Source organism: Sulfitobacter sp. THAF37 (genome assembly GCF_009363555.1).
Lineage (GTDB): Bacteria > Pseudomonadota > Alphaproteobacteria > Rhodobacterales > Rhodobacteraceae > Sulfitobacter.
Map to the genome: position 1 here is coordinate 815,274 of NZ_CP045372.1, position 19,223 is coordinate 834,496.

The 19,223-nt window shown below is 63.3% G+C and carries 16 protein-coding genes and 3 tRNA genes; 16 read left to right on the plus strand and 3 right to left on the minus strand.

Going from position 1 to position 19,223, the window contains the following annotated elements; genetic code table 11:
- Positions 1-40: 40 nt before the first annotated feature.
- The 4 genes from leuB (at position 41) to FIU94_RS04130 (ending at position 4,244) form a co-directional block, all read left to right on the plus strand.
- A complete protein-coding gene (leuB, locus tag FIU94_RS04115; protein WP_152464568.1) occupies positions 41-1,147 on the plus strand; it encodes a 3-isopropylmalate dehydrogenase in 1,107 nt (368 codons plus the stop codon).
- 133 nt (positions 1,148-1,280) lie between these two features.
- Positions 1,281-2,321, plus strand: a complete 1,041-nt coding sequence (locus FIU94_RS04120; protein WP_254702609.1) for a DMT family transporter — start codon at positions 1,281-1,283, stop codon at positions 2,319-2,321.
- A tRNA-Pro gene (locus tag FIU94_RS04125) sits at positions 2,312-2,388 on the plus strand. The genes FIU94_RS04120 and FIU94_RS04125 overlap by 10 nt, the downstream gene beginning before the upstream one ends.
- Positions 2,389-2,759: 371 nt before the next feature.
- The gene (locus FIU94_RS04130; RefSeq protein WP_152464569.1) at positions 2,760-4,244 is read left to right on the plus strand and encodes a TadE/TadG family type IV pilus assembly protein; all 1,485 of its coding nucleotides are present in this window, start codon (positions 2,760-2,762) and stop codon (positions 4,242-4,244) included.
- 50 nt (positions 4,245-4,294) lie between these two features.
- Here the strand turns inward: FIU94_RS04130 and FIU94_RS04135 are convergent.
- Positions 4,295-4,371: transfer RNA gene (locus FIU94_RS04135), tRNA-Arg, on the minus strand.
- Between the two features lie 194 nt (positions 4,372-4,565).
- On the opposite strand from FIU94_RS04135, the gene FIU94_RS04140 reads away from it, so the two are divergent.
- From FIU94_RS04140 to pxpA, 12 genes are all read left to right on the plus strand, one after another.
- Positions 4,566-7,088, plus strand: coding sequence for a YadA-like family protein (locus tag FIU94_RS04140; protein WP_172975842.1), 2,523 nt, complete (start codon positions 4,566-4,568; stop codon positions 7,086-7,088).
- Positions 7,082-7,606 (plus strand): hypothetical protein, encoded by a 525-nt coding sequence (locus FIU94_RS04145; protein ID WP_152464571.1) that lies wholly within the window; start codon positions 7,082-7,084, stop codon positions 7,604-7,606. Before FIU94_RS04140 ends, FIU94_RS04145 begins: the two co-directional genes overlap by 7 nt.
- A 72-nt stretch (positions 7,607-7,678) precedes the next feature.
- The gene (locus FIU94_RS04150; protein WP_152464572.1) at positions 7,679-8,713 is read left to right on the plus strand and encodes a LacI family DNA-binding transcriptional regulator; all 1,035 of its coding nucleotides are present in this window, start codon (positions 7,679-7,681) and stop codon (positions 8,711-8,713) included.
- Complete coding sequence (locus tag FIU94_RS04155) at positions 8,710-9,936, plus strand: winged helix-turn-helix domain-containing protein (RefSeq protein ID WP_254702644.1); 1,227 nt, start codon at positions 8,710-8,712, stop codon at positions 9,934-9,936. Before FIU94_RS04150 ends, FIU94_RS04155 begins: the two co-directional genes overlap by 4 nt.
- A 364-nt stretch (positions 9,937-10,300) precedes the next feature.
- Positions 10,301-11,539: an FAD-binding oxidoreductase gene (locus FIU94_RS04160; protein WP_152464574.1), complete on the plus strand. Its 1,239-nt coding sequence runs from the start codon at positions 10,301-10,303 to the stop codon at positions 11,537-11,539.
- Positions 11,540-11,568: 29 nt separating this feature from the next.
- A complete protein-coding gene (locus tag FIU94_RS04165; protein WP_152464575.1) occupies positions 11,569-12,558 on the plus strand; it encodes a TRAP transporter substrate-binding protein in 990 nt (329 codons plus the stop codon).
- Between the two features lie 62 nt (positions 12,559-12,620).
- Complete coding sequence (locus FIU94_RS04170; protein ID WP_152464576.1) at positions 12,621-13,145, plus strand: TRAP transporter small permease; 525 nt, start codon at positions 12,621-12,623, stop codon at positions 13,143-13,145.
- 4 nt (positions 13,146-13,149) lie between these two features.
- Positions 13,150-14,460 carry a TRAP transporter large permease gene (locus FIU94_RS04175; protein WP_152464577.1) on the plus strand — a complete coding sequence of 437 codons (1,311 nt, stop codon included), beginning with the start codon at positions 13,150-13,152 and terminating at the stop codon, positions 14,458-14,460.
- Between the two features lie 9 nt (positions 14,461-14,469).
- Positions 14,470-15,408 (plus strand): hypothetical protein, encoded by a 939-nt coding sequence (locus FIU94_RS04180; protein ID WP_152464578.1) that lies wholly within the window; start codon positions 14,470-14,472, stop codon positions 15,406-15,408.
- A complete protein-coding gene (locus tag FIU94_RS04185; protein WP_152464579.1) occupies positions 15,401-16,138 on the plus strand; it encodes an allophanate hydrolase subunit 1 in 738 nt (245 codons plus the stop codon). Before FIU94_RS04180 ends, FIU94_RS04185 begins: the two co-directional genes overlap by 8 nt.
- The gene (locus tag FIU94_RS04190) at positions 16,135-17,163 is read left to right on the plus strand and encodes a biotin-dependent carboxyltransferase family protein (RefSeq protein WP_152464580.1); all 1,029 of its coding nucleotides are present in this window, start codon (positions 16,135-16,137) and stop codon (positions 17,161-17,163) included. Before FIU94_RS04185 ends, FIU94_RS04190 begins: the two co-directional genes overlap by 4 nt.
- A gap of 1 nt (position 17,164) precedes the next feature.
- The gene (pxpA, locus tag FIU94_RS04195; RefSeq protein ID WP_152464581.1) at positions 17,165-17,935 is read left to right on the plus strand and encodes a LamB/YcsF family protein; all 771 of its coding nucleotides are present in this window, start codon (positions 17,165-17,167) and stop codon (positions 17,933-17,935) included.
- A 221-nt stretch (positions 17,936-18,156) separates the two neighbouring features.
- Here the strand turns inward: pxpA and FIU94_RS04200 are convergent, their stop codons facing one another.
- Together FIU94_RS04200 and FIU94_RS04205 are read right to left on the minus strand one after the other, a co-directional pair.
- Positions 18,157-18,927 carry an A24 family peptidase gene (locus tag FIU94_RS04200; RefSeq protein ID WP_152464582.1) on the minus strand — a complete coding sequence of 257 codons (771 nt, stop codon included), beginning with the start codon at positions 18,925-18,927 and terminating at the stop codon, positions 18,157-18,159.
- A 179-nt stretch (positions 18,928-19,106) separates the two neighbouring features.
- Positions 19,107-19,182 (minus strand) — tRNA-Lys (locus tag FIU94_RS04205).
- Positions 19,183-19,223: the final 41 nt, after the last annotated feature.

Below are 19,223 nucleotides of genomic sequence, written 5' to 3' on the forward strand. Positions count from 1 at the left end.
GGGCTACGCCGCCTCAGACAGGTTATTTCAGGAGCATCCCATGGCAAACCCCACCTTGTTAATCCTTGCCGGTGACGGCATCGGACCGGAAGTCATGGAGCAGGTCAGCCGCGTCATCGACTGGTACGGCGCCAAGCGCGACCTGGTCTTTGACGTCGAGCACGACCTGGTCGGCGGCGCGGCATATGACAAGCACGGAACGCCGCTGCACGACGACACGATGGCCAAGGCCCTGGCGGCCGATGCCGTTCTTCTGGGCGCCGTGGGCGGCCCGAAATACGACGAACTGGACTTCAGCCTGAAGCCCGAGCGCGGCCTGCTGCGCCTGCGCAAGGAAATGGATCTCTATTCGAACCTGCGCCCGGCCCAGTGTTTCGACGCCTTGGCAGATTTCTCTTCCCTGAAAAAGGACGTGGTCGCCGGGCTCGACATCATGATCGTTCGTGAACTGACCTCTGGAGTATACTTCGGCGAGCCGCGCGGCATCATTGAGGAAGGCAACGAACGCGTTGGCATCAATACCCAGCGGTACACCGAATCCGAGATTGATCGTGTGGCCCGGTCCGCTTTCGAACTGGCCCGCCGTCGCGGCAACAAGGTCTGCTCGATGGAAAAGGCAAACGTGATGGAATCCGGCGTGCTGTGGCGCGAGGTCGTTCAGCGTGTGCGGGACGCGGATTATCCGGATGTCGAACTGAGCCACATGTACGCCGACAACGGCGCGATGCAGCTGGTGCGCGCACCCAAGCAGTTCGATGTGATTGTCACCGACAATCTCTTTGGCGACATCCTGTCCGATTGCGCCGCGATGCTGACCGGCAGCCTTGGCATGCTGCCCTCTGCCAGTCTCGGCGCGCCGAATGCAGACGGACGGCCAAAGGCGCTGTATGAACCCGTGCATGGCTCCGCCCCCGACATCGCGGGCCAGGGCAAGGCGAACCCGATTGCCTGCATCCTGAGCTTCGCCATGGCGCTGCGCTATTCCTTCGATCAGGGAGAGGAGGCGGCCCGCCTGGAAAAAGCGGTTGAGAAGGTCCTGGCGGACGGTGCCCGCACCGCCGATCTTATGGGACCCGAAGGCGGCACACCGATCTCGACCAAGGACATGGGCGATGCGATTCTGGCCGCGCTCGACGCCAGCCTCTGACCCCGCCGGGTAGACATCTTGAACAGAGCTTGTGCAGAGTGAACAAATACCCTGCACAAGCCCAGAAAACGGTCCCCCAACCCTTTACGCTGCAGTGCAGCGGGCCTAGCTCGGCTTTATGACAGATGCACCTATGACAGATCAGGACATGAACCGGGCCAGCCGCACCACGCTCCAGGGCGTGCTAACCGGGCTTCTGGCCTTTGCGGTCTATGCCACACATGACGCTGCAATCAAATCGCTCGGCGGGACGTATTCGCCGTTTCAGATCGTCTTTTTCGTCGTCCTGCTGAGCTTTCCCATCGTCACCCTGATGCTGGTCCGCGATACCAAGGCCGAAAACCTGCGCCCGCGCGATCCGTTCTGGGCCGCCGTGCGTACTGCGGCAGTCGTGATCGGCGGCTTCTGCGCCTTTTACGCGTTCACCGTCCTTCCCCTGGCAGAGACCTACGCGATCCTCTTTGCCGCGCCTTTGATCATCACGGTGCTGTCCGTTCCGCTGCTGGGCGAGGTTGTGCGCCTGCATCGCTGGATGGCGGTGCTGGTCGGTCTCGCCGGGGTGATCGTGGTCCTGCGCCCCGGTTCCGCCGACCTGGGTCTGGGGCATCTTGCCGCGCTCGGCGCCGCCTTCGGCAGTGCCCTCGCGGGGGTTGTGATGCGCAAGATCGGCGGTTCCGAGCGGCGCGAGGTCCTGTTGCTCTACCCGCTGCTGGCGAATTTTGCCGTGATGCTGTGCATTCTCCCCTTTGTCTATGTCCCCATGCCCCTCGCAGACCTCGGCATGGTCCTGCTGATCGCCTTTCTTGCCATCGTCGCGATGAGCCTGATGATCCGCGCCTATACTCTGGCCGACGCGGCCATCGTCGCGCCAATGCAATACAGCCAGATCATCTGGGCCACGCTCTTTGGCTGGCTGTTCTTCGGCGAAACCTCGGACACTCTGACCTTCGTCGGCGCTGGCATCATCATTGCAAGCGGAGCCTACATCGTCCTGCGCGAAGCGGGTGGCGATACATCGAAACACCGCCCGGTGCTGAACACCCTCAGCCGCAGACCCGAAATGGGCGCCATGCCACGCATCAGCCTTCTTGTCCGCAAGTCTGCATTGCGTGCAAGAGAACAATTGCCAAGGAAGCGACAACAAGCTATGTCGCGGCCATCGGTCGGGCTGTAGCGCAGCCTGGTAGCGCACCTGCTTCGGGAGCAGGGGGTCGGAGGTTCGAATCCTCTCAGCCCGACCAATGACAAAAGCGGCCATCTGACCAGCCTTGTCCCTTCCCCGGAATGTTGTCTGACACGGAACATGCTGCTGATCAGCCCTCTGGTGGGTCGTCGTCAGGTCAGAGAATCACCCGCGCGCCCACCTGCGGGAACGACCTGTTTCCGTCTGATGTCCCGGCAGCTGCGCCGAAAGGAATTGTGGCATTGTTCCCGGCTGCGGCCCAGTGCCCCCTCGCGTTTCCCATTGAGGCCGGGATGTGGAGAGTTTGGCGGATTTTCTGAAAACCGACCCTTCCCGTTGCCAGCGATTGCGGCAGAATATTGACCATACAATGGCCGCAATCTGGAGCGGCGCTGATCAAATGGGGGCACATTTGAGAGGTAGACGACAATGGGACCGCAGCCAAAGCCGGCCATCCTGACCGCAGCCACACCCCGCCTACGGCGTTTCGCCAGGCGCGAAGAGGGTGCCATCACGATTTTCGCCTGCTTCATGGTCATAATCATGCTCATGGTCGGCGGCATCTCCGTGGACATGATGCGCCACGAGATGGACCGCAGCCGTCTGCAGGCCGCGGCAGACCGCGCCGTGCTGGCCGCCGCCGCGCTGAACCAGCGGCTGGCCCCCGAAGACGTGGTCAGCGACTACCTTACCAAATCGGGGATCCGCGACTACGTCTCTGACGTCGAGGTCAGCGAGGGGCTGAGCTTTCGCACCGTCACTGTCGGAGCCTCCACCACCATGGCGACACAGTTCATGGATTATCTTGGCGTCGAAACGCTGAACGTACCGGCACGTGCCACCGCCGAAGACCGCGTGCCCAACGTCGAAATCTCTTTGGTGCTCGATATCTCCGGGTCGATGCGGTTCTCCAATCGCATGAACGACCTGCGCCCGGCGGCGGCAGAGTTTCTCGACATCGTGCTGGACGATGCCAACCGGCAGAAGACTTCGGTCACGCTGGTCCCCTACGCGGGCCAGACCAACCCGGGACCCTTCATGTTTGACCGCCTGAACGGCGCGCGTTATCCCGCGACACCGCTTGACGAGGCGGACGGCGGCATTCCCGAGGACCTGAGCCACGGCCAACTGCCCGCCGATGCCGAGGGCGGCAGCGGGTCCGATCCGAACATCCGCTACGTTTATCCCAACGTTTCCTCCTGCCTCGACATCGGCACCGACGGTTTCGGGTCGGCGGCATTGCCGTCCGGGATTCTCTATCCGCAGACGCCGCATTTCATGAACTGGACCATTGCGGGCAACGTGATGGATTGGGGGTGGTGCCCACAGGACCAGACTGCCATTCAGTACCTCAGCAACGATCGCACCGGCCTGAAGGCCCTGATCGATACGATGCGCATGCACGACGGCACCGGAACGCATTACGCGATGAAATGGGCGGTTTCGATGCTGGATCCGTCCTCGCAGGACGAAGTCGTCGCGCTGGCCAACGCGGGGCTGGCCCCGGCGGAATTCGTTGGCCGCCCCGCCTCCTACGACGATCCGACAACGCAGAAATACATCATCCTGATGACAGATGGCCAGATTACCGAGCAGGTGCGCCCGATCGACATGATGGATCCGGAGAACCCGGTGCGCGAATTGCAGCGGGGTCGACAGGTCGAGACCGAAATCATCAGCTCGGCCGGTACCAACGTCGGCAGCTTCTTTCAGCAATGCGACCTCGCCAAAAGCAGGAGCCCCCGCCCCATCGTGATCTACACCATCGCCTTCGAAGCGCCCGGCGTTCCGGAACAACAAATGCGCGACTGCGCCTCGTCGCCTTCGCATTTCTTCAGCGCGGACGGCGACAACATCGCGGATGTGTTTGAGGCGATCGCCTATCAGATCAGACAGCTTCGCCTGACCCAATGAAGGGGCGGTGGAACATGCGGGACGGATGCGTGGCGATTGTTCTGGAAATCTGGCGATCCCGGCAGGATTCGAACCTGCAACCTGCCCCTTAGGAGGGGGCTGCTCTATCCAGTTGAGCCACGGGACCGCAAGACCAAATGGCCGTACCACGCGGTGTAGCCCGCCCCATCTCGGTTGCCAAGACCAAAGGCTTGTGGCCACCGGCGGAGGTTCCTTCATCCATTACACAAATTCTTGAAACTACTTCCAATCGCTCCACGTATCTCCTCGGACGTCCATCAATTATTGCGTCATTTATTTGTTCAACGGGAGAAAATGGTAATGAAGTTCAGGATATCGTCCGGTTTACGGATCAGCTCAACTGCGGCCCTTCTGATTTCCGCGGCCGGCGTCGTGTCGGCCGATGGCGACGCGCCCTGCAACCCTGGGGCCGGCGCGTCCTCGACAGAATGCGGCGCGGGCTCCGACGCCTCCGGTGACAATTCGGTCGCCGTTGGCGCGGCAAGTACCAGCGCGGGCGCCACTAACGGGATCGCGATTGGCAACACTGCCAGTGCCGACGGCGGAGATGCCATCGCCATCGGTGGCAACCGTGACGGTGCCGCTGGTCAGGCCACCCGTGCCACCGGCCCATCGACCACCGCCATCGGCGGACAGTCCATTGCGGAAGGACCTGGCGCCTCGGCCATTGGGTGGCGCGCTGAAGCCACGGCAGAACGGGCGCAGGCCCTCGGCCACCTCGCAACCGCGCAGGGTGTTCGCAGCCTTGCCGTCGGCGAAAACGCTGACGCGCAATCCGACAACGCCACTGCCATCGGCAACGAATCCATCGCAAACGGCGTCGACGCACTGGCGGTCGGGGACTCCGCAATGGCAACCGGGCCTTCCACAACGTCGATCGGCGGGGAAAGCGTGACAAACGGCCCCGGCTCTACCGCGATCGGCTGGCAATCCGCCGCCACGGCAGAACGGGCGCAGGCCTTCGGCCACCTCGCCACCGCGCAGGGTGTTCGCAGCCTTGCCGTCGGCGAAAACGCTGACGCGCAATCCGACAACGCCACTGCCATCGGCAATGAATCCATCGCAAACGGCGTCGATGCACTGGCGGTCGGGGACTCCGCAATGGCAACCGGGCCTTCCACAACGTCGATCGGCGGGGAAAGCGTGACAAACGGCCCCGGCTCTACCGCGATCGGCTGGCAATCCGCCGCCACGGCAGAACGGGCGCAGGCCTTCGGCCACCTCGCCACCGCGCAGGGTGTTCGCAGCCTTGCCGTCGGCGAAAACGCTGACGCGCAATCCGACAACGCCACTGCCATCGGCAACGAATCCATCGCAAACGGCGTCGATGCACTGGCGGTCGGGGACTCCGCAATGGCAACCGGGCCTTCCACAACGTCGATCGGCGGGGAAAGCGTGACAAACGGCCCCGGCTCTACCGCGATCGGCTGGCAATCCGCCGCCACGGCAGAACGGGCGCAGGCCTTCGGCCACCTCGCCACCGCGCAGGGTGTTCGCAGCCTTGCCGTCGGCGAAAACGCTGACGCGCAATCCGACAACGCCACTGCCATCGGCAACGAATCCATCGCAAACGGCGTCGACGCACTGGCGGTCGGGGACTCCGCAATGGCAACCGGGCCTTCCACAACGTCGATCGGCGGGGAAAGCGTGACAAACGGCCCCGGCTCTACCGCGATCGGCTGGCAATCCGCCGCCACGGCAGAACGGGCGCAGGCCTTCGGCCACCTCGCCACCGCGCAGGGCGTCCGCAGCCTTGCCGTCGGCGAAAACGCTGACGCGCAATCCGACAACGCCACTGCCATCGGCAACGAATCCATCGCAAACGGCGTCGACGCACTGGCGGTCGGGGACTCCGCAATGGCAACCGGGCCTTCCACAACGTCGGTCGGCGGGGAAAGCGTGACAAACGGCCCCGGCTCTACCGCGATCGGCTGGCAATCCGCCGCCACAGCAGAACGGGCGCAGGCCTTCGGCCACCTCGCCACCGCGCAGGGTGTTCGCAGCCTTGCCGTCGGCGAAAACGCTGACGCGCAATCCGACAACGCCACTGCCATCGGCAACGAATCCATCGCAAACGGCGTCGACGCACTGGCAGTCGGGGACTCCGCGATGGCGACCGGGCCTTCCACAACGTCGATCGGCGGGGAGAGCGTGACAAACGGCCCCGGCGCGACGGCAGTTGGCTGGCAATCCATGGCGACAGCGGAACGCGCACAGGCTTTCGGGCATCTGGCCCAAGCGACTGGCATCCGGTCCACCGCCGTTGGTGAGGCAGCGGTGGCATCGGGCGCGCAGTCGCTGTCCTTCGGCAATCTGGCCAACGCGAGCGGCGACAATTCCGTCGCCATCGGGAATGGTGCTTCGGCAACGCGCAACAACCAGGTCGCAATTGGCAACGGGAACAACACCTACACCCTTGCGGGCGTGTCGTCCGACGCCAGCAATGCGGCGCAGTCCGGTCCCGTACGGATTGTGACGGCGGACGCAAACGGCAACCTGGGCACCTCCAGTTCGGATCTGTCTCAGGTACTTTCGCTGGGCACGGCGGTAAGCGCCAACTCGGCCGCGATCGCTCGGAACACCGCAGCCATTGCGTCGAACAAGGAAGGCATCGCCATGGCCATGGCATTGGACACACCCTATGTCCCCGCAGACAAACAGTTTGCGATGTCAGGAGGCATTGCCACCTTCGAGGGGTCGCAGGCCCTGGCCATCTCGATGGGGTACCGTATCAATGCGAACACCCAGTTCGACGCGGGGGTCACCTATGGCTTCAGCCAAGATCAGGTTGGTGCCCGGGTCGGCGTGACTTACGCATGGTAAGCGTTCTCAAGAAAACAGCGCCGCGGATATTGTTCGCGGCGCTAATTTTATCGCTCGGCCTGGCCCTGCCGGGGCAGGCGCAGCAGCAGGATCAGATAGACCGCAGCTTCGCCACCGCTCTTATCCGTGACATCCTGACGGCGGTCAACCACGGCAACTGGACCGGCAACTACACCGTGCTTCGGGACTATGCCGCCTCGGATTTTTCCGAGGCGAACGATCCTACACGCCTTGCCGGGCTGTTTGCACCTGTGCGCGAGGCGGGTCTTGATATGTTGCCGATCATGGTCACTCCGCCGACGATCCTGCAGGCGCAGGCCACCGCTGGGAATACTCAAATGCGCCTGATGGGGTACTTTCCCCTTCAGCCCAGGCACATCAGCTTTGACATGGTTCTGGTCAGGGAAAAAGCGCGTTGGGTGCTGCTGGACATATCGGTGGGTGAGTTCGCTCCGATCGAGCCTCGGGAGACCGAGCCGCAAGCGGAACCCGAGCCGGAAACCGCCGGGGACGAATAGGGCGCGGAAACCTTGCGCCCCAGCCGCCAACTGCGATAGCATCGCGGGACACGCCTCATCAGGACCGCTCACTTGACCACAACTTCCAAACGGCCGCTGACGCTGCGCGATGTATCCGAAGCCTGCGGGGTCTCGGAGATGACCGTAAGCAGGGTGCTGCGCAACCGGGGCGATGTTTCGGAAGCCACGCGCAACAAAGTACGGGCCGCCGCAAAGGAGCTGGGATACGTGCCTAATCAGATCGCCGGGTCGCTGGCTTCGCAACGCGTGAACCTTGTCGCGGTCATTATCCCTTCGCTTTCAAACATGGTGTTTCCGGAGGTGTTGAATGGCATCAACCAGGTGCTGGAGGACACGCCGCTGCAACCCGTGGTCGGGGTTACGGACTATCTGCCGGAAAAAGAAGAACGTGTGCTCTACGAAATGCTCTCGTGGCGTCCCTCCGGCGTGATCATCGCGGGGCTGGAACATTCCGATCCGACCCGTGCGATGCTGCGCAACGCGGGCATACCGGTGGTCGAGATCATGGATACCGATGGCAGACCGGTGGACGCGATGGTGGGCATTTCGCACCGCAGGGCAGGCCGGGAAATGGCCAATGCGATCCTGAAGGAAGGATACGAACACATCGGCTTCATGGGCACGAAGATGCCCTTGGACCACCGCGCCCGCAAACGTTTCGAAGGATTTACCGAAGCACTGGCTAAAGCAGGAGTAGAAATCGAAGATCGCGCCTTCTACTCCGGCGGGTCCGCGCTGGCCAAGGGCCGCGAAATGACCCAGGACATGCTTGAACGGTCGCCGGATCTCGATTTCCTCTACTATTCCAACGACATGATCGGCGCCGGTGGCCTTCTATATTTAATCGACCAGAAGATTGACGTCCCCGGACAGATCGGGCTTGCCGGTTTCAACGGGGTCGAACTGCTGCAAGGCCTGCCCCGACAGCTCGCCACCATGGACGCCTGCCGGATCGAGATTGGGCAGACCGCCGCACGGATCGTCCTGAACTACACCTCGGAAACACCCGATCCGGATGTGCCCACGCAGGTCACTATGACACCGAAGCTGTCGTTCGGGGATACGCTGCGCCGCCACCGCCGCTGAGGATGCTGACCCTGGACAACGGTCAGGCGCGGCGGATTTTTCTGGACCGCCATGCCCTGTCCGACCCCCCGGTGGGTGAGGCAAAGGGCATGGCATTGCATGACCTGATCCATGATCTGGGCTTTGTTCAGCTGGACAGCATCAACACCGTGGCGCGCGCCCACGACCTGATCCTGTTCTCGCGCAGGCAGCGTTACAGGCCGAAGGCGCTGAGAAACCTCTATGAACGTGACAAGGCGCTGTTCGAACACTGGACCCATGACGCGGCGGTCATACCGATGGCGTTTTACCCCTTTTGGGAACTGAGACGCCAGCGCGATGCGGAAAGGCTGCGCGCCCGCTGGCGGGAAGGACGACGGGAAGGCTTTGAGAAGCGGGTTCAAAAGGTGCTGGACCAGATCGCGGCGGAGGGGCCGCTGAGTTCTTCGGACGTTGGCAAGGACGAGGCGCGCGGTTCCGGCGGCTGGTGGGACTGGCACCCGTCAAAAACGGCGTTGGAATATCTTTGGCGGTCCGGCGCGCTCTGTGTCGTGGGGCGCGACGGGTTCAAGAAACGGTATGACCTGACCGATCGGGTGATCGACCGCCAACTGCGCGAACCGCAAGCACTGCCCGATACAGCGGCCATCATCGACTGGTGCTGCGATCAGGCGCTGGCCCGGCTTGGCTTTGCCACCCACGGTGAGATCGCCGCGTTCTGGGATCACGTCACGCCAGCAGAGGCGCGGGACTGGTGTGCCGAAGGCATGGCGGCCGGTACGCTGGAACAGGTTGGGATCACCGACACCGACGGGTCCGTCCGGCTTGCCTATGCGCGGCCCGGACTTGTGGAAGACCCGGCTATCGGCAAGCCCCCGACCGGGCGGTTGCGCGTTCTCAGCCCTTTCGACCCCGCCCTGCGCGACCGAACCCGTGCGGAAAGGCTGTTCGGATTCAATTACCGGATCGAGGTCTTCGTGCCCGAAGCGAACCGCACGTTTGGCTACTACGTCTTCCCCCTTCTCGAAGGGGACAGGATTGTCGGACGGGTCGACATGAAAGCGTTTCGCAATGACGACGTCCTCCGGGTTCGCGCACTCTGGCCCGAAGGCAAGACACGCTGGGGCAGCGGGCGGCAGCGCGCCTTCGAGGCGGAACTGGACAAGCTGTGCCGCCTTGCGGGCGTGAGCCGCGTCGCGTTCGAGGACGGCTGGCTTCGGCCTTCAGCGCAGAACTATCTCTGAAAGGTCGGCGGCTGCGGCTCTCAACCGGTCAAGTTGCAAAGCAAGGTCGCCATAGCACAGGCGGCAGACTATCCATTCGATCCGAACGACAACGGAGCGGACCAGAAAGGTGTCAGTTTTTCTCAATTTACGGACCGCATAGCCCGGCAAGCTGCGCTGACCACCGGAGTTCCAAGTGATACCGCCCCCCACGCCAGATCGCGGATCGGCTTTGCGTGATCGCGCCTGTCGGATAGGCAGACGGACCTCTGCCGCGCCCAGACACTGACAATTTGCAAACATTTTGTTGATGTTTTGCAAATTCGTGCAATGATGACTGAAAGGAATCAAGGGCAAGACACCTCATGATGCGAAAGTCCGCCAGATGAATCGCCATGTCGTCGTGATCGGCGCGGGGATCGTGGGCATCTCGACCGCCATCTGGCTGCGCCGGACGGGGCTGGAGGTGACGGTGATCGACCGCGGGCTGCCCGGCACCGGCACCTCGCATGGCAACGCAGGTGTGTTGGCGGCGTGTTCGATGGTGCCAGTTACCGGCCCCGGCCTGATGCGCAAGGCGCCGAAAATGGTACTCGACCGCAATTTTCCACTGTTTCTGCGCTGGCCGTATGTACCCCGCCTGTTGCCATGGCTGCGCCGGTATATGGCAAACGCCAACGACACCGACACCCGGAGAATTGCCAAGGGGCTGATCCCGATCGTTGGCGACAGCGTCGAACAGCACAAGAACCTCTGCAACGAGCTGGGCCTGGGCGACTGGGTGACTGACAGCGACTATTGCTTCGCCTATGCGGATACCGCCGCATTCAAGGCGGATGCATACGCCTGGGAGCTGCGCAGAGAGGCCGGTTTCGCTCCCGAGTTGATTGAAGGGCCGGCGGTGCAGGACTATGACCCCGCTTTGGGGCCGGATATCACCTGTCTTGCCGTGATGAAGGATCACGGCTTCATCCGAAGTCCCGGCGGCTATGTCCAGGCACTGGCCAAGGCCTATACCGACCAGGGTGGCAAGCTGGTTCAGACCGAGGTCAGGGATTTCGAACTGACGGATGGTCGTATCGCCACGGTGCTGACCGACGCGGGCAGCATTCCCTGCGACTCTGTCGTCCTCGCCACAGGGGTCTGGTCGAAACCCATGATGGCCAAGCTGGGCCTGAAGGTGCCGCTGGAAAGTGAACGCGGCTATCACGTGGTGTTCGAAGGCGCGACAGGCGGCCCCCGTCAGCCCACGATGATCGCCAGCGGCAAATTCGTCGCGACCCCGATGGAGCAGGGCCTGCGCTGCGCCGGTATCCTGGAATTTGGCGGGCTTGAGGCCGGACCGTCGCGCGCCCCGCTCGAACTGCTGCGCCGCCACGCGAAACGTGCTTTCCCCGGCCTGAAATCCAGCAATGAAATCGAATGGCTGGGGCATCGACCCGCCCCCAGCGACAGCCTGCCGCTGATTGGCGAAATCGGCCAAAGCAGGGTCTTCACCGCCTTCGGGCATCATCACATCGGGTTGACTGGCGGACCAAAAACGGGCCGACTGGTCGCCGGATTGATCTCCGGGCAACCGGTCAATACCGACCTCGCCCCCTATCACCCTCAACGCTTCCAATAGCGCAATTCATTACCAACCGGGAGAATACCATGAAACTGACCCAGACCCTGATGACAACCGCGGCAACTGCCGCCCTGACGCTTGGCAGTGTGCTGCCCGGCTTTGCCGCCGAAACCTGGGACATGCCCATGGCCTATTCGGCGTCCAACTTCCATACCGAGAACGGTGTCGAGTTCGCCAACTGCGTGACCGACGCCACCAATGGCGAGATCGAGATCACGGTCCATCCGGGCGGGTCGCTCTTTGCCGGTGCCGACATCAAACGGGCCATCCAGACCGGACAGGTCCAGATAGGCGAGCGCCTGCTGTCCGGCCACCAGAACGAAAACGCGCTGTTCGGCTTCGACAGCGTTCCGTTCCTCGCGCCTTCGTTCGAGGACAGCGACAAGCTTTGGCAGGCCGCCCAGCCAGAGATCGAGGCGCTGCTGGAAGAGCAGGGTCTGCACCTGCTCTACAATGTGCCGTGGCCGCCGCAGGGCCTCTACTTCAAGAAAGAGGTCAACAGCGTCGAGGACATGGAAGGGGTGAAATTCCGGTCCTACAACAACACCACCGCGCGGCTTGCCGAACTGACCGGCATGTCGCCCGTCACCATCGAAGCGGCGGAGGTCAGCCAGGCCTTTGCGACCGGCGTGGCTGAATCGATGATTTCGTCCGGCGCTACGGGCTATGACCAGAAGGTCTGGGAAAGCCTCACGCACTTTTACGAGGTCGACGCCTGGCTGCCGCGCAATTACGTGATGGTGAACGCAGGCGTCTGGGAAGGTGTCTCCGACGCGAACAAGGAAGCGATCAATCTGTGCGCCTCGGACGCCGAGACGCGCGGCCTCCAGATGTCCAAGGACTATACCCAGTTCACCTATGACGGCCTCGAAGAGGGCGGCATGATCGTCCAGCCCGCCAGCGACGAACTGATGTCCGGCCTGCGCGAGATCGGCGAGACGATGACGACCGAATGGCTGGAAGCCGCAGGCGAGCAAGGTCAGGCGCTGGTCGACAGCTACAAGTCCGCGGACTGATCATCCCATCAGGAGCGGCCCGGAACGCGGGCCGCTGCAACCTTTCAGAAAGGACGGTTCGGATGGCGGCGCTGCGCAAATCCCTTGATACGCTTTACGTCTCGGCCGGCGCTTTGGCGGCGGTCTGCCTTGTGGCGATTCTGCTGCTGATCGTGGCCCAGATGGTCGCCCGGTGGTCCGGTGCGGTCTTTCCCGGGGCGGCCAGCTATGCCGGGTATGCCATGGCGGGCGCAAGCTTTCTCGCCTTCGCCAATGCGCTGAACCGGGGGGCTCATATCCGCGTGTCGATCCTGCTGAACGCCCTCTCCGACCGGCCGAAACGGCTTCTCGAAATCTGGTGCTTTGCCCTGGGCGCCGCCATCGCGTGGTACTTCACCTACTACGCCTACTGGTTCGTTTACTGGTCATGGAAATTCAAGGAAGTCAGCCAGGATCAGGACGCGACCTTGCTGTGGATTCCGCAGTCGGTCATGGTGGTCGGCGGTGTCATTCTCGCCATCGCGCTCACCGACAATCTGCTGCACGTCATCTTCCGGGGACGTCACCGCATGACCCGCGATATCGTCGACCAAAGCTTCGGAGAATGAACCAATGACCGAAGTCTATGCCATCGCGCTCTTTCTTTTCGTCCTGTTCTTCCTCCTGGGCACCGGTGTCTGGGTCGGGCTGGCCCTGATGGGCGTTGCCTGGGTCGGGATGGAGCTGTTCACCACCCGCCCGGTGGGTGACACGATGATCACCACAATCTGGGCCTCGTCCAGTTCCTGGACACTGACGGCGCTGCCCCTGTTCATCTGGATGGGCGAAATCCTGTACCGAACGCGCCTTTCCGAAGATATGTTCAAGGGCCTCGCCCCCTGGCTCGCGCGGCTGCCCGGCGGGCTGGTCCATACCAACATCGTCGGCTGCACCGTTTTCGCCGCCGTGTCGGGTTCGTCCGCGGCGACGCTCACCACCGTCGGCAAGATGTCGATCCCGGAACTGCGCAGCCGCAACTACCCTGAAAAGATGATCATCGGCACGCTGGCCGGTGCGGCAACGCTCGGGCTGATGATCCCGCCTTCGCTCGCGCTGATCGTTTACGGCGTGACGGTGAATGAGAGCATCACCAAGCTGTTCTTCGCAGGCGTCCTGCCTGGCCTGATCCTCGCCCTGATGTTCATGGGCTACGCCGCCGCCGTTTCGCTGACATCAAAGGACTGGAACCCAAAGCAGGAAACCGGGATGAACATCGGGGAAAAGCTGCGCAATTCCCGCTTCCTTCTGCCGGTCTTTGCCCTGATTACGGTCGTGATCGGGTCGATGTATCTGGGCTTTGCCACCGCGACGGAAGCCGCGGCGATCGGTGTCATCGGCGCGCTGGTGCTGGCGCTGTTTCAGGGTTCGCTGAACTGGCACAGCTTCCGCGAAAGCCTGATGGGCGCCATGCGGACCTCCGCCATGATCGCGCTTATCCTCGCAGGCGCAGCCTTTCTCAAGCTATCCATGGGCTTTACCGGCCTGCCGCGTGCGCTGGCCGACGGGATCGCGGCGATGGAGCTGACGCGCTTTCAGCTGCTCATGGCCCTGCTGGTCTTCTATATTGTCCTGGGCATGTTTCTTGACGGCATTTCCTCCGTGGTGCTGACCATGGCGGTGGTGGAGCCGATGGTGCGCGGCGCGGGAATCGACCTGATCTGGTTCGGCATCTTCGTGGTCGTCGTTGTCGAAATGGCACAGATCACGCCACCCATAGGGTTCAACCTGTTCGTGTTGCAGGGCATGACCGACCACGAAATGGGCTATATCACCAAGGCGGCGCTGCCGATGTTCGCCATCATGGTGCTGATGGTCTTTATCCTGATCTGGTTTCCCGAACTCGCCACCTGGCTGCCGGACAACCTGCGCAGCGGACCGACATAGAGCCGATGCATGCTGATCCCTGTCCTTGCCGGGGCCTCGACCCATGCCCGGATATGCCTGATCGCCGGGCTGGCCTCGGGTCTTCTGCTGCCCGGCCTGGCCGCCGCGCTGGTGCCGTGGTTGCCCCAGATGGTTGCTGCGCTCCTGACGATCACCGCGTTGCGGATCGGGCATCGGGCGGCGATGGGCGCGGTCGGGGACCTGCGCTGGGGCCTGGTAGCGGTCGCAATTCTGCAGATGGTTCTGCCGCTGGCGGCGATCGGCCTGCTGACGCTTTTCGGACTGCAGGACACACCTGCCGCGCTGGCCATCGTGCTGACCGCGGCCGCTCCGGCGATCACAGGCAGCGTGAATCTGGCGCTGCTTCTGGGGCTCGACGCGGGCCGGATGATGCAAATACTGGTGCTGGGCACCGCCGCTTTCCCCCTGACGGTACTGCCGGTGCTCGCCGTCCTGCCGCAAGCGGGCGAGCCGCAGCTTGTCATCTACTCGGCGCTGCGGCTCTTGGCGGTCATTGTGGTCGCGACCGGGACGGGCTTTGCCCTGCGCGCCTGGCTTTTTCCGCACCCCACTGCGCGGCAGACACAGGCACTGGACGGCGCGTCGGTCCTGGCCTTTTCATTTATCGTTGTCGGGCTGATGGCCGCGCTCAACCCCGCTTTGCGCGACAATCCGTGGGCCGTGCTGAACTGGGCCCTACTGGCCTTTGCCGTAAGCTATCTGTTGCAGCTGGCGACGCTGGGAAGCCTGCGGCGGACTGCGCTGCGCCATCTGGCGGGGCCTCTTGCACTGGGCGCGGGCAACCGCAATATCGCGATCTTTCTCGTCGCCCTCCCACCCGAGGTGCTTGCCCCCCTGATGATCTTTATCGGGTGCTGGCAATTGCCAATGTATCTGACCCCCATGCTGCTACCGCAGCTCTACCGATGGGCCCTGCAGGATGAGTGACTGGCCCAAGATTCGCACCGTCGGCCTTTCCGGCATTCTGATCACCTTCGCCGGTGAGATGTCGGAACCCGCCAATCGCGCCGCGCTTGCCCTGAGAGCCGAGGTAGAGGCGCAGGGCTGGGAGCATGTGAGCGAAACCAGCACTTCGCTGGTCTCAACCTTCCTGAGTGTGGATCTTGCGTTGGTTTCTCCGGAGGACATCATCGCGCGCTTGAACGACCTTTTGACCAGCCGCGACTGGTATGCGGCGGACTTGCCAGCCGGGCGCAGGCTGTGGCGCATCCCCACGGTCTACGGCACCGACCTGGGGCCGCAGCTTGAGGAAGCTGCCAAGGCTGCCGGTGTCGATCCAGACACCGCAATCCGCGAGATTTCCGGGTCTCGCGTGCGCGTCCTGACACTGGGTTTCGCCCCCGGCCAGCCTTTTTCCGGCATGCTGCCGGACACCTGGAACATCCCGCGCCAGCAGAGCCTGACAAAGGAAGTCCCGGCAGGCGCACTTGTCGTCGCGATCCGGCAGTTGATTGTCTTTACCAATCCCTCCCCCACCGGGTGGCGGCACATCGGGCAGACCGCGTTTCGCAACTTCCGTCCTGAAAGCGATCAACCCATTGCGCTGTCGCCCGGTGACGAGCTTTGCTTTCCCGCGATCACACCCGAAGAACTGAAACGGATCAGGATGAAGGATTCCTCCGGTGACGGCGGTGCGGAGACGGAGCTGTTGTCATGAGTGGCACTCTGACAATCCATCAGGCAGGCCCGCAGATGAGCGTGCAGGACTTTGGCAGGCCGGGCTACCGCGCCAGCGGCATGACACGGGGCGGCGCGGCAGACCCACTGGCCCTGCACGAGGGCGCGATACTGCTGGGGCAGGAACCGACACTGGCCGCGATCGAGATGGTGGGCGCGGGCGGCACGTTCACCGCCGATACAAACCTGCGCATCGCCCTGACCGGTGCGCCGATGAAGGCGACGCTGGACGGTACGCCGCTGACATGGAACGCGAGCCACCCGATGCCCGCCGGGGCCCGACTGGTGATCGGCGGGGCCACGTCAGGCACCTATGGCTACCTGCACATCGGTGGCGGCATCGACCTGCCGCTTCAGATGGGCGCGCGCTCCACGCATTTCGGCGCAGGGCTGGGCGGCGCCTTGGAGGCTGGGGATACCCTGCCCGTCGGCGCCGACACCGGCAGCGGGACGGGTGTTGCCCTGCCCCGCGACGACCGGTTCGATGGCGGATGCCTTCGCGTCGTGACCAGCGTACAGACCGACCGGTTTGACGACGAAACCATCGCACGCTTTACCGCCACTGCCTTTGCCCGCGACCCCAGGGCAAACCGGCGCGGGGTGCGGATGGAACCGCCCGGCGAAGGCTTTTTTGCCACCGACCAGCTGAGTATCCTCTCGGAGGTCATCACCATCGGCGACATCCAGATCACCGGCGACGGCGCGCCCTTCGTGTTGATGTGCGAATGCCAGACCACGGGCGGTTATCCCCGCATCGGGACCGTGATCCCAGCCGACCTGCCCCGCGTGGCGCAGGCGCCCACGGGTGCCGAGATACGCTTTGATTTCATTCCGCTGGAAGAGGCAATCGCCATCCAACAGCGTGCCGCCGCCGATTTGAAGGCGTTGCCCGGCAGGTGTTACCCTCTGGTCCGGGACCCGCACAACATTCGCGACCTGCTGTCCTATCAGCTGGTTGGCGGTGTTGTTTCGGCGCTGGCCGACCCCTTCGAAAAGGAGACCTGACATGCCATCCGTCGATCTGAACGCCGACATGGGCGAGAGCTTTGGCGCCTGGAAGATGGGCGATGACGCCGCCCTGCTGGACATCGTAACTTCGGCCAATATCGCCTGTGGCGGCCACGCCGGAGACCCCGACGTAATGGCCGCGACCATGCGCATCGCGGATGCGAAGGGCGTGGGCATCGGTGCGCACCCCGGCTTCATGGACATCGCCGGTTTTGGCCGCAACCGAATATCGGTGCCGCGCGCCACTCTGCAGAATCAGGTGCGATACCAGGTCGCGGCCAGTGTCGGCATGGCCCGCAGCCAGGGCGCGACGGTGCGGCATCTCAAGCTGCACGGCGCGTTGGCCAACATGGCGTCCGAGGACCAGACCCTTGCCCGTGACCTCTACGAAGCCGCGTTGAGCGTGGCACCCGAGCTGATTGTCATGGTGCTTGCCGCGACGGCACAGCAGCGCGCGGTGGAGGACCTGGGATGCAGATGGGCCGGAGAGATCTTTGCGGACCGGGCCTATAACGACGATGCCACCCTGGTAGACCGTTCGCTGCCCGGCGCGGTCATCCATGACGCCGCGCGGGCGGGCGCGCGCATGGTCGACATGGTCCGCGCCGGGGCGATCATCACCGAAAGCGGCAGGCAGATCCCCACGCGGATCGACACCATCTGCCTGCACGGCGACACAGCCGAGGCGGTCCAGATCGCAACTGCCGTCCGGTCGCAGCTGGAGGCGGCGGGCGTGACCCTGGCTCAGTTCACCGGAAACGCGGCATAGCCGTTCCGCGAGGCGCGTTCCACCTGCACCCCGCGCATCTGGATCTGGCCGCTGACACCGCTGTGCCTGAATCCGGCGGCAAGCCTCGGCTGTCAATCAACAGGTCGATCAAACGCAACCCCATGGCGCCCGAGCTGGATATAGGAGGGCACAGCAATGTGCCTGGGGCGAAGAATCATTGCAGGCAAGATGACCATGGCGCTTGCCGCCTTGAAGTCAGTTCACCAACCCATCGGCGCCAGTTGCGGTCCGATCACCCATAGAACCGCCGCCGAAGCGCACAGAGCTGTGCCGAACGGCAGGGGTCGATCCGGGACATGCGCGGTCGGGGTCAGCACGCGTTGGCCCAGCACAACGACCAAAGCCGACAGCGCGGCCAGCAACACCAGCAACGGGAGGTCATAAGGTCCGGCAAAAGCGCCCAGCCCCACCATCAGCTTCACGTCGCCCAGCCCCAGCCCTTCGCGTCCGCGCCACAGCCAGTAGAGCCAGCGCAGCATAGCAAAAGCGCCCGCGCCCAGCACACTGCCCAGCGTTGCTTGCAGCAATCCCGCACCGCCCTCGGACACCGCCATCGCGTATGTGACCAAGGCCAGCGCCGCTGTGAGCGGATCAAAGAGCCGCAGCCACAGCAGATCAGCGGTCGCCAGCCCCGCCAGTATCCAAAGAAGGGCGGCAGACAGAATAACCTGGGTTCCAGTTCCGCCCTTGAGCACGGCCAGTACACCTGCACCGAGACAGATCAATTCGAGATAAAGGGTCCAGGGCGGTATCGCCCCGCCACAGGTCGCGCAGCGCCCCTTCGAAAGCAGATAGGACAGGATCGGCACCATCTGTCGGCGGGCAAGCGGGGTGCCACAGCTTCGACAGGCCGACGGCTGCCGCACCGTATTACCTGCCCGCGGCAGACGGTCCACCACCACCCCCAGAAAGGACCCCACTGCGGGCCCCATCAGGATCACCAGCACGTAGAGCAGGGCCGCGCCTGTCATCCGCCCCTCCGTTTCGTCAATATTTGCAATGTCGGATGCAAAAACATTCCCCGTCCTAACATGCGCGCAGACGAAAGGGACATATGGGATCAAAGCAATCGGTGCAGTCGAAAGGGCGAAACACCCAGCCGACCAGACGGCGTGGGATAAGACGCTCGTTTCAATTAAACCGGTTGCAGTGGTGAGCCGTGCAGGATTCGAACCTGCGACCCACTGATTAAAAGTCAGTTGCTCTACCAACTGAGCTAACGGCCCACTAGGTCGCGTATCTAGAAAGGTGTGGCAGGGGGGTCAAG

Excerpts from the sequence above, each read along its gene's own strand:
- leuB (WP_152464568.1), top strand. The coding sequence starts at position 41 with ATGGCAAACCCCACCTTGTTAATCCTTGCCGGTGACGGCATCGGACCG.
- FIU94_RS04120 (WP_254702609.1), top strand. The coding sequence starts at position 1,281 with ATGACAGATCAGGACATGAACCGGGCCAGCCGCACCACGCTCCAGGGC.
- FIU94_RS04130 (WP_152464569.1), top strand. The coding sequence starts at position 2,760 with ATGGGACCGCAGCCAAAGCCGGCCATCCTGACCGCAGCCACACCCCGC.
- FIU94_RS04140 (WP_172975842.1), top strand. The coding sequence starts at position 4,566 with ATGAAGTTCAGGATATCGTCCGGTTTACGGATCAGCTCAACTGCGGCC.
- FIU94_RS04145 (WP_152464571.1), top strand. The coding sequence starts at position 7,082 with ATGGTAAGCGTTCTCAAGAAAACAGCGCCGCGGATATTGTTCGCGGCG.
- FIU94_RS04160 (WP_152464574.1), top strand. The coding sequence starts at position 10,301 with ATGAATCGCCATGTCGTCGTGATCGGCGCGGGGATCGTGGGCATCTCG.
- FIU94_RS04165 (WP_152464575.1), top strand. The coding sequence starts at position 11,569 with ATGAAACTGACCCAGACCCTGATGACAACCGCGGCAACTGCCGCCCTG.
- FIU94_RS04170 (WP_152464576.1), top strand. The coding sequence starts at position 12,621 with ATGGCGGCGCTGCGCAAATCCCTTGATACGCTTTACGTCTCGGCCGGC.
- FIU94_RS04175 (WP_152464577.1), top strand. The coding sequence starts at position 13,150 with ATGACCGAAGTCTATGCCATCGCGCTCTTTCTTTTCGTCCTGTTCTTC.
- FIU94_RS04180 (WP_152464578.1), top strand. The coding sequence starts at position 14,470 with ATGCTGATCCCTGTCCTTGCCGGGGCCTCGACCCATGCCCGGATATGC.
- FIU94_RS04185 (WP_152464579.1), top strand. The coding sequence starts at position 15,401 with ATGAGTGACTGGCCCAAGATTCGCACCGTCGGCCTTTCCGGCATTCTG.
- FIU94_RS04190 (WP_152464580.1), top strand. The coding sequence starts at position 16,135 with ATGAGTGGCACTCTGACAATCCATCAGGCAGGCCCGCAGATGAGCGTG.
- pxpA (WP_152464581.1), top strand. The coding sequence starts at position 17,165 with ATGCCATCCGTCGATCTGAACGCCGACATGGGCGAGAGCTTTGGCGCC.
- FIU94_RS04200 (WP_152464582.1), bottom strand. The coding sequence starts at position 18,927 with ATGACAGGCGCGGCCCTGCTCTACGTGCTGGTGATCCTGATGGGGCCC.